At 53.3% G+C, this 8012-nt stretch carries 14 protein-coding genes; 6 read left to right on the forward strand and 8 right to left on the reverse strand.

All coding sequences use genetic code 11. The features are described from left to right. Positions 1 to 906: hypothetical protein (locus tag GTN70_04205; GenBank protein ID NIO16191.1), on the reverse strand; the 906-nt coding region annotated here is incomplete at its 3' end. A gap of 71 nt (positions 907 to 977) precedes the next feature. On the opposite strand from GTN70_04205, the gene GTN70_04210 reads away from it, so the two are divergent. Next, positions 978 to 2042 carry a hypothetical protein gene (locus GTN70_04210; GenBank protein NIO16192.1) on the forward strand — a complete coding sequence of 355 codons (1065 nt, stop codon included), beginning with the start codon at positions 978 to 980 and terminating at the stop codon, positions 2040 to 2042. 102 nt (positions 2043 to 2144) lie between these two features. Here GTN70_04210 and yaaA read toward each other — a convergent pair whose 3' ends face one another. Next, entirely contained in the window at positions 2145 to 2804 is a 660-nt protein-coding gene (gene yaaA, locus GTN70_04215; protein ID NIO16193.1) for a peroxide stress protein YaaA, read from the reverse strand. Between the two features lie 437 nt (positions 2805 to 3241). Here yaaA and GTN70_04220 point away from each other — a divergent pair, with 437 nt between their 5' ends. Next, entirely contained in the window at positions 3242 to 3382 is a 141-nt protein-coding gene (locus GTN70_04220; GenBank protein ID NIO16194.1) for a hypothetical protein, read from the forward strand. A gap of 15 nt (positions 3383 to 3397) precedes the next feature. Here GTN70_04220 and GTN70_04225 read toward each other — a convergent pair whose 3' ends face one another. Further along, on the reverse strand, positions 3398 to 3964 hold the full coding sequence (locus tag GTN70_04225) for a transglycosylase SLT domain-containing protein (GenBank protein ID NIO16195.1): 567 nt from the start codon (positions 3962 to 3964) through the stop codon (positions 3398 to 3400). Positions 3965 to 4361: 397 nt separating this feature from the next. Here GTN70_04225 and GTN70_04230 point away from each other — a divergent pair, with 397 nt between their 5' ends. The 4 genes from GTN70_04230 (at position 4362) to GTN70_04245 (ending at position 6046) form a co-directional block, all read left to right on the forward strand. After that, the gene (locus GTN70_04230; protein NIO16196.1) at positions 4362 to 4535 is read left to right on the forward strand and encodes a hypothetical protein; all 174 of its coding nucleotides are present in this window, start codon (positions 4362 to 4364) and stop codon (positions 4533 to 4535) included. 1 nt (position 4536) lies between these two features. Then, positions 4537 to 4752: a hypothetical protein gene (locus GTN70_04235; protein ID NIO16197.1), complete on the forward strand. Its 216-nt coding sequence runs from the start codon at positions 4537 to 4539 to the stop codon at positions 4750 to 4752. Positions 4753 to 4786: 34 nt separating this feature from the next. Beyond that, on the forward strand, positions 4787 to 5212 hold the full coding sequence (locus GTN70_04240) for a hypothetical protein (GenBank protein NIO16198.1): 426 nt from the start codon (positions 4787 to 4789) through the stop codon (positions 5210 to 5212). 405 nt (positions 5213 to 5617) lie between these two features. Continuing rightward, positions 5618 to 6046 carry a hypothetical protein gene (locus GTN70_04245; GenBank protein NIO16199.1) on the forward strand — a complete coding sequence of 143 codons (429 nt, stop codon included), beginning with the start codon at positions 5618 to 5620 and terminating at the stop codon, positions 6044 to 6046. A 121-nt stretch (positions 6047 to 6167) separates the two neighbouring features. On the opposite strand, the gene GTN70_04250 is transcribed toward GTN70_04245, so the two are convergent. From GTN70_04250 to GTN70_04270, 5 genes are all read right to left on the reverse strand, one after another. Then, a complete protein-coding gene (locus GTN70_04250; protein NIO16200.1) occupies positions 6168 to 6359 on the reverse strand; it encodes a hypothetical protein in 192 nt (63 codons plus the stop codon). A gap of 29 nt (positions 6360 to 6388) precedes the next feature. Then, positions 6389 to 6607, reverse strand: coding sequence for a hypothetical protein (locus GTN70_04255; GenBank protein NIO16201.1), 219 nt, complete (start codon positions 6605 to 6607; stop codon positions 6389 to 6391). A gap of 304 nt (positions 6608 to 6911) precedes the next feature. Then, entirely contained in the window at positions 6912 to 7277 is a 366-nt protein-coding gene (locus tag GTN70_04260) for a hypothetical protein (protein ID NIO16202.1), read from the reverse strand. Between the two features lie 107 nt (positions 7278 to 7384). Next, positions 7385 to 7630 carry a hypothetical protein gene (locus GTN70_04265; GenBank protein NIO16203.1) on the reverse strand — a complete coding sequence of 82 codons (246 nt, stop codon included), beginning with the start codon at positions 7628 to 7630 and terminating at the stop codon, positions 7385 to 7387. A gap of 196 nt (positions 7631 to 7826) precedes the next feature. After that, positions 7827 to 8006 (reverse strand): hypothetical protein, encoded by a 180-nt coding sequence (locus tag GTN70_04270; protein NIO16204.1) that lies wholly within the window; start codon positions 8004 to 8006, stop codon positions 7827 to 7829. Positions 8007 to 8012: the final 6 nt, after the last annotated feature.

The following is an 8012-nucleotide window of genomic DNA, read 5'->3' on the forward strand; positions in this document are numbered from 1 at the left end:
GGATTTCCATTTCTTGTGGAGCCAGAAATACTGCCCGGGAAACTCTTTGACTTTTTCTTCGAGCCTTTTCGAGTACTCGTCAAATATTATCTTTTCCGCCTCGTCCACGTTTTTCGCCTCCGAGTAGTCGATGGGTCCCTGGATTGCCAGTACGATCTTCCCCTCCTTTCTGTATGCGAAGAAGGTTATGACGCTTGCCTCCGATTTGTAAATGAACTGTGCAGGCCCCGATGGTATGTAGGTGGGAAGGCCGAAAAAAGTGCTCTTGTACCCCCGGGGACCGGCATCCTGATCGTTCATTATGACAACGATCTCGCCCTTTTTCAATGCTCGGAGAATTCTCAGGCCGCCGACGGGGTCGTCTTTGTGACCCGAGATCTTGATGAGCGCACTCCCGTACCGCTCGAAGAAACGGACGAACTCACGATTCGCCGCTTCGCTCTTCAGGTTCTTGCTCACCACGTTGACGCGGTAACCGAAATTCCTGAACAGGTACCCCGCCACGAGGTAGTTCCCTATGTGGCCCGTCAGGATAACGACCCCCTTCCCCTTTTCAAGCTCCCCGTTCAGATGCTCTATGCCCTCCACGCGGAATATCTTCTCCCGGTTTCCGATCATGTATCCCGGCTTTGCGATCTCTGCCATTGCCTGGCCGAAATCTACGTAGCTCGAAAGGGCGATGCTTCTCAGCCTGCTTTCCGGAACCTCTTCTCCCAGGGCTGCGGTGAGGTTTGTCATGACGATCCGCCTGCGGATCCCGAGAAGGAAAGACAGTCTGGCCAGGCCCCTGAAAAGGGGCGATAAAACGGGATAGGGAATTAGTGCCAGCAGACTGAACAGGAGTTTCAGCAGGAAAGATTCTAATACTGTCTTGACTTTCATCGAATGGGGGTTCGTGAAATTCATAAAAGGTTTCCCGATAAATTATAGACTATAATACAGTGCAATCACATCGTTTTTCCAAGAGGCGGGCAGAGGTGAGGATACTGATAGTGAAAATAAGCGCGTTCGGAGATATTATCCATGCGCTTCCGATCCTGCCCTATTTGAAAAAAATTAAACCGGGCGCCCAAATTTACTGGGCAGTGGACAGGCAGTTCGAAGAGTTGCTGAAAGGGAACCCCTATCTTGACGGGATATTTTCTCTCCCTATAAGACAGTGGAAGAAGCAGTTCAGGGTCGGAGTAATAGGAGAGGCGTTCCGCCTAATCAGGTCCCTCCGCACCTATCGCTTTGATATCTGTTTCGATGTGCAGGGAAACACGAAAAGCGGGCTGGTTTCGTTCCTGTCGGGGGCGAAGCTCAGGTGCGGCTTTGATAAGATCGGGGTAAGGGAGTTTCCAAATATATTCTTTACGAACCGGAAGGTGAACTCTCGTCCGGAAGATATCCATATATCCCAGAAGGTTTTGAGAGTCATAAGCGGTTATTGTGGAGAAAATGTTTCCCTTGACGACGTTCAGCCGATGATCTATTTTCCCGATGCTTTGAGGGAAAAGGTGCGGGAAAAACTGTACCTTCAGGGAGACAAGATAAACATGGCGATTCACGGGGGAACGAGCTGGGAAACGAAAAAGCTCCGTGCCGGACAATGGGTCGATATTATTACGGCGATAGATGAAAAATATAGAGGACACGGGCTGAAAATCTTCTTCACCTGGGGAAGCAAGGGTGAAAGAGAAGAATCGGCAGAGATTATCGACCGGTTGGTATCGAGTGGCATCGGGCCTGACTCTTTCGTTTTGTGTCCCTTCATGGAGATCAAAGAATTAGCAGCGTTCTATTCTCTCGTGGATGTGGTTATTGGTGCCGATACCGGTCCGATTCACCTGGCGGCTGCTTCAGGAGGAAAGACGCTATCCTATTACACGGCGCCAAGGGGCGCACGAACCGCACCTGTCGGGCCGCGGCACAGATTTATCCAGGCCGATTACCCGTGCACGGGGTGCTTCAAGATGGAATGCCCCATATCGGACAGGTGCAAGGAGACCCTTACGCCCGATAAATTCCTGAGTCCCCTGGAAGAGTTATTGCCGGCCTGAAACCAGCTCTGGGTTTGCCATTTCCCGATTTTGCTCTTTGCCCTCTGTTTTTCCAGTGTTATCAACTATGAACTACGAACTATGAACTCTAAGTTGTTTATTTCAGGAAAGGTATTTCTCAAGGAGTTCCCTCACATCCCTTCCCCGGTGATGATCCGCACCGGACCCGAGCCCGGGGTATGCGTGCCGCACGAGGCGGATCTTTTTGCCGAAGGCAAGAAGGGGTTCGGAAGCCTGAAAGTCGGCCAGCTGTATGAAGGAGCCGCCGAGGAAGTCGTGTACAATAGAATAATCGTTCTTTTTAATAAATTCCGCAATAAGAGAGAGAATGCCCCGGTTAACCCACCATTTTTTGAGGGGAACGCCCATCCTCACCGCCCGGTTCATCGGCATGTCGTATGCCCTGACTGCCTCCCGGGGGGTCAGGAGACCGTACAGTGACGAGACGATGAGCAGGTCTATGCCGTCTTTCTTTTCCATCCGGGTCCAGAGGCCGTCGTCGATCTTCCGGTAGAGGTTCCCGTCGTACCGCAACCGGGATGGCATGAGGGGGACCGGTTTGCCTGGCCGGCCACCCAGGTCTTTCCCCTCCTGGAACCGGAAGCGCTTCTGGAGGGCCCTGCGCGATTCCATGAGCCGTTCGGCGCTTTTCGCAGAGAGCCCGCCCGCGGCCGAGGTTTTCCGTTCCCAGCTGAGGCCGGAAACCTCCCCCCCACGTTTTCGTTCAGAGCTGGGAATGATGATGAGCGCCTTTTCCTTCATCGCTCTTGCTCCCGGAATACGGACGGTTTCATGCGGATCTGTCAGGGTTGTGGTGCGCCGGATGCAAAGGGCCGCAGGGATGGGGCGCCAGCAGCCGTTCCCCTCCCCGGCTGCCCTCAATGATAGTTGAAATGCTCATGTATATCAACGTTTCCCTTTTTTTTCCGGCCACCGCTTTTTTTCGGGCCCGTTTCCAGGGGATCTGCCGTGGCCTCCCTCTCCCGGAGTGGCCGACGGGGAGAGGGGAATTGCGATGCCTTTGGCATCCGGCTCGGGGGAAAGAGCGGGAAAAACTTTCCCTTGATATTTTTTGTAAATTTCCGATTACCATGGAAGGAACCGGGAACAATCGCAACGCTTCGCTGCCGATTGTTCGCATGAAGCAGGCATGGCGAAACAGAACGGATCCCTTCGATGGTGAAGGGAGGGAGGCGACCGTGACCTTCTGGTTTATGGCTTCCTATGTGGCCCTGCTCGTCGTCGGCGTGGGGGTGGGGATCTGGCACTACAAAAGATGCGTACCGAAAAGATACGGGAAGTCAGCCCCCGGCCGGGATCCTTCGGTCAAAGGCCCCTGACGCCTGCCGGGCACCCTAGAGAGTGGAGGCCCATTTTTCCAGCCTCCTCTCATACCGTGCCCTGACGCTCGGGGTCCATGAGTGGTAATAGCTCAGCGGCTTATCGGCCAGCTCCTTCATGATTCTCGCAAAGAGCTTCAGGTTGTTCCAATCCTCCATGGCATGATCGGGGGTTACCCGGTACCGGTCCAGCCAGAACTGGTTGATCTGCATCATCCCGTAGTCTTCTCCCGAGCGAACGCGCCGGAAGTCGCTTTCCACCTTCGCGATGAGAAGGCACGTCCTGATCGGGATTCCGCTCTGATCAGAGATGTGTTTGAACAGGGGAGCGAGTTTTTTGGCCCTTGAATGTGACAGGTACGGGGAAACGGCCCTGATGGTCGCGTAAATTTTCTGAACGCTCTGGATATACCGGTCCACATTTTCGGGATCGCGATATGCGGCGTGTTGCCGGCCCGTTTCGCTTGCGATACCGGCGCGTAACTGCTTGACCTGGACGGTGAAGGTGCACACGAGGAAAACCGTTCCCAGCAGGGCTCCGGTCAGGAGGCTGAGCGCAAGTTTTTTCGGGTCCACATCCATATTTGCCATCCCCGCTCTTTTTTCCTTTGTATTTCAAGCAGTTTCATGCTACCGGCAGATTCTCTCCGTAAGAATCGTGCCTCGAACGGGAAATCTCTTCTCCCATTAACAAAAGGCAATATCTGTACCAGAGGTGAGGCCTTTAAAAATCAGGCATTTACACGCCGCAAGCCAGGGAAAAGGCAAATAGATTGCCTAATTTGAGAAAAAGGGTACATACGATTCGGGGCGGGAAAGGGGGGTGGGGAGAAAGTTACATGCTATCGGCATGAGCGGTAAAAATCCGGTTTTTTTGTTCATTTCCCGAGAAAATGGGTTGACAAAGTACTATATTTATAGTATGAAATAAACTAAATTATACTAAATAAATAAGGTAATAATAATAGTAAGGAAATGGATGAGATTCAAAACGGTCACAGAGTTACGGCTGAAGGCGACCAGGATCGTGCAGGAGATAGAGGTAACGGGGGAAGAGGTGGTCATAACGAAGAAGGGCAAACCGGTCGTCCTCATGAGAAGGGTGGGCGAGGAGGAGTTCGCGTTAAAAACAAAGGGAAAAGAGGAAACGTGACATGGCGTACGAACCGGATAAGGACCGGCTGATCGAGACCCTGCTCGACGGTGGCGACGAAGGGGTCACCGTGGCGGTTATGCAGTATGCGGGTGGACAAAAGAAGATTCAGATTTCAAGGACGGTGGGCGGAAGGTTTGCAAAGCTCGGAAGGCTCACCGTCGAGGAGGCCGAGGAGGTAGCCGAGGCCATACTCGGATACGTGCAAAGAGGCTGATCGGTGGGCTGCCGGCCCAAAAAAGGATAGGGGTATGAAAGGCCTTTCACGGATTTTCTCCTGCGGGGTGTTGATCTTTTTTCTGGCCGCCGCGGCTAAAATTTCCCCCGGTGCCGACTGGAGGGATCTGGTCCGCGACGGGATGGGTGGATCGGTATTGTACGACCGGGGGAGCGTCGAGCGTCAAGGGATCGACCTGGTGAATGTGAAGGTCAGGTACAGAAATGTCTACCGCTACAGCGTGAAAAACTACTCCTATTCGGTGTCGTGGCTGAAAATTGATTGCGGCGATAAAAAGGTAACGAGCGTGCGGATCGAGGATTTCGACCTGGAGGGCTCACTCATGAGCAGCGTCGCAAGTCCGGGAGACCCCTGGTACCCCATTTTTCTCGACTCCCTGTACGGGCGGTTGTACGAACGTGTCTGTCCGGGTGGCTACCCGCTTCGGTCGGAAAAATGATAACCGGAGCGGCGCCGCAACGGTTGCTTTGGAAGAACGGCACGATAGATGGCGTCATTTGAGCCCCGGCTGAGAAAACGTAAACATGCGGTAAACATGGCCGGCAGCGAGGGATACACGGTGCGCGGCCAGATGAAAAAATAGATGCGGCAAGATCATCCTCCCCGTCCCCTCCGGTGGCCCCATAGCGTGACTTTCCTGCAGGAAGACCGGGCACCGAATCCGATATGGGGCCACCCCCTCCCTTATACGCCAGCCGCCCGGGGCCGGGAGTTGCGCACTACCGATGGCGCCTATTTTTCCTGCCCCCCCAAACGCCTGATGTTTCGGTGGTACCCGTTAAAGTAAGGGCTGAAAAAAACCGATAATGTAATTGAGAATAAGTATTCGATAATGAGATAACCCATGTTTTACAAAAGGAAAAATATGCGAAAGCGGTTTTTGGTCATCTTGACGGGACTCTTGATCTGTCTCACCGCTATCGCTTCCGAGTCGCGGGGCGTCCAGTGGCAATACTTCACCGAGGACGGGAGTGGAAACCCCGTGTACTATGATCCGGGAAGCGTGGAATCCCCGGCCTTCGATGTCGTGCGTGTGTGGATAAAATACAGGACCCCATACAGAAACCTCCTGAAGGACTACGGTTTTTCCGTTACCTGGATAAAGATAGACTGTTTCAGGGATAAGCTCACCAGCGAGGCTATTGTCGATTTTGACTCGATGGGTGGCCTCATGAGCAGCGTCTCAAGCCCGGGACAGCCGTGGTTCTCCATCCCCCCGGGCACCTTCTATGCGAAGTTGCAGGGAACGGTGTGCCCTGTCTGGATACCCTGACGCCCGAAGGTTTTTCCCCGAAAGGATTTTCTCCCAATCAAGGCCCTGCAGGGCACGATTACCGTTTATCCATGGATTCTCTGCGCGCACTGAAGTAGAGAAAATGGGATAGCGCCACCCATCAATAGTGGTACCGGAAGCTTTCCATGCTCTTCTCTACCTCTTCGGCCAGATTGCCCCCCGTTTTGAAGCAGATACCGCAGTAGGGGCAGCACACCTCTTTTCCGTGCATGAAATCCCTTGAGTTCCGTATGTACTTTCTGGAGCAGTCCGGACAGGTAACGGCTATTGGCCTACCCTTTTTTTTCATCATGGTAAAATGCTCCCTTGATCCTGATTTTTTCACTCGTATCGGGAAATGATTTCCTTCGCCCGATCGATATGGCGAGGCTCAAACGAGTTGATCTTGCCGCATCCGCCGCACTTTATAGACCCGTATACCACCACGTGATCCAGGCTGATGGACAGAACTTTGCCGCAGGGATCGCAGGTTTTGATCAGCATCAGGGCCTCTTCGTCGAGCTCGGCAAAGTGAGTCTTTTCTGCAATGAGGTTTCCCATATTCTTCCTCCTTTCTCTCCGGCATGGTCTGCACAGCGGGTAGCCATGTTTGAAATCAACCATTAGATGCCTCTTTTCGGGGAAAGATTTTTCAAAATATTGCCGGGGGGAGCCGGTCGCCTCGTTCCCCCGGTCATGCACCCCGCGGCCTTCCGTGGGTATGCAATCCGCTCTATAAGGGACGATGCGGGAGGGGCGAGGGGACCGCATCGGGACCCGGGGGGAGACTTCACTTCGGGTGCTATCGAATTTAGGGGGATGGTCCGGGAGACGCCGGTTTCCATAACGATGGGTCCTGGTGCGTTTACCTTTTCTTCTTTTGCAGCCTCTTCACCATCGTCTTATAGCTCATGCGATGCGCCTTCAAGATCTTGTTTGCCCTTCCCTGCGAGATGACAGCGGTTACCAGCAGCCCACAACAGCCAGCCGCAAGCATGGCAACGATGGTTCTGTCCCGCGTGATGGGGATGAAAGCAAGGAAGATCGCAGCTACGCACATTCTATTCCCGAAATGGGAGAGAAGCCTCTTCAGTTCACGAAAGTCATCGCCGCCAAGCTCGGGAAACAGGTGGGGGGCAAGCTTCATCGAGCGGATCTTCTCCAGGGAGCCGATTATCAGCATGGCAACTGCGCCGACCATTAAGACCATTAATAGGATGATGGAAAACAATCGAGCCCGCCTTCGGTAATTGGCCTCTTCGTGGTACAACAGAAGACTGTTTGATGGGGCACTGTGCTCCGGCCGGGGAGGATTTGTCGGGAAAGTGAACCCTTTTGCTAAAGCCCCAGGCTTTTTAACGTCTGGGGACCGGGAATTCCATCGACTGCAATTCCCCGGTCACGTTGAAACTCCATGATTGCCTTCTTCGTTTGTGGCCCGTTGATGCCGTTTACGGGACCCGGGTCGTACCCCAGCTCGATGAGTTTTCGTTGCACCACTTTTATGAGGTGATACTGCGTTCTTTCCCTGTGCGTTTGGGCCGCCTTTTCTTCTTTTGCAGGAGCGTTTGCCGGCGCAAGCATAATCGTGCAGAAAAGGATCGCTGCCAGCATGGTCATGATGGCGAATAATTTTGTCCTCTGTCTTTTGGCGGTCATCTTTCCCTGCAGACAGCTGCGTCGTGATGACTCAATCATATAAAAATAAACCGTGAAGTTCAAAGGGGAAAGAGGATGCTTTGCCCGTGAGGTGTCGCGGCGGCCGTTACCCCAGCCGGTGTCATCCGGGGTGTTCACTCCCTTTATCGGGACCGGACTCCCGGTAATCGTTTGCAATATCGGGAGAGGAGCCCTTTTTTTTCCGCCCCTTCTTACCTTTCCTGCCATACCCGATATACAGGAGTACCAGCCCGATCAGCACAACCTCGAAAAAGATGATGACGCCCTTTAGCTTGCCCATCCAAGA

The organism is Deltaproteobacteria bacterium, assembly GCA_011773515.1.
In the GTDB taxonomy this organism is placed as follows: domain Bacteria; phylum Desulfobacterota; class Deferrimicrobia; order J040; family J040; genus WVXK01.

Coding starts and splice junctions, on each gene's coding strand:
- yaaA (NIO16193.1), bottom strand. CDS start 2,804: ATGAAGGAAAAGGCGCTCATCATCATTCCCAGCTCTGAACGAAAACGT.
- GTN70_04225 (NIO16195.1), bottom strand. CDS start 3,964: ATGGATGTGGACCCGAAAAAACTTGCGCTCAGCCTCCTGACCGGAGCC.
- GTN70_04230 (NIO16196.1), top strand. CDS start 4,362: ATGAGATTCAAAACGGTCACAGAGTTACGGCTGAAGGCGACCAGGATC.
- GTN70_04235 (NIO16197.1), top strand. CDS start 4,537: ATGGCGTACGAACCGGATAAGGACCGGCTGATCGAGACCCTGCTCGAC.
- GTN70_04240 (NIO16198.1), top strand. CDS start 4,787: ATGAAAGGCCTTTCACGGATTTTCTCCTGCGGGGTGTTGATCTTTTTT.
- GTN70_04245 (NIO16199.1), top strand. CDS start 5,618: ATGTTTTACAAAAGGAAAAATATGCGAAAGCGGTTTTTGGTCATCTTG.
- GTN70_04250 (NIO16200.1), bottom strand. CDS start 6,359: ATGATGAAAAAAAAGGGTAGGCCAATAGCCGTTACCTGTCCGGACTGC.
- GTN70_04255 (NIO16201.1), bottom strand. CDS start 6,607: ATGGGAAACCTCATTGCAGAAAAGACTCACTTTGCCGAGCTCGACGAA.
- GTN70_04265 (NIO16203.1), bottom strand. CDS start 7,630: ATGCTTGCGCCGGCAAACGCTCCTGCAAAAGAAGAAAAGGCGGCCCAA.
- GTN70_04270 (NIO16204.1), bottom strand. CDS start 8,006: ATGGGCAAGCTAAAGGGCGTCATCATCTTTTTCGAGGTTGTGCTGATC.